Raw genomic sequence first — 335 nt, forward strand, 5'->3', positions numbered from 1 at the left:
CACTTAGCCTGTTGGCGGCTTTCAACAGGTTCAAACACATCGCCTTCAGATGGCTTTGTGCGCTCACTTTAATCAGCCCGAAATAGGCTGCCCGGGCGTAGCGGAATTTACGGTGCAGCGTACCAAAGCTCTGTTCGACCACATAACGGGTCTTCGACAAATATCGGTTACGCTTAGTTTGCGCTTCCGTCAGCGGACGGTTGCGGTGGGCTTTGCGCATAATGCCGTCCAGTAACCGATGCTCTTTCAGATGTTGCCGGTTTTCCGCACTGTCGTAGCCTTTGTCGGCATAGACGGTCGTATCTTTGGCTATACCTTCCAGCAAAGGCAACAGG

Annotated in this window: 1 protein-coding gene; it reads right to left on the minus strand. The window is 52.8% G+C overall.

Going from position 1 to position 335, the window contains the following annotated elements; genetic code table 11:
- The coding region (locus NSCA4_RS0110900) for an IS5 family transposase (protein WP_016688150.1) at positions 1 to 335 on the minus strand (335 nt) is incomplete at both ends.

Origin of the sequence: Neisseria sicca 4320 (assembly GCF_000193735.1) — a bacterium.
Classification (GTDB): domain Bacteria; phylum Pseudomonadota; class Gammaproteobacteria; order Burkholderiales; family Neisseriaceae; genus Neisseria; species Neisseria sicca_E.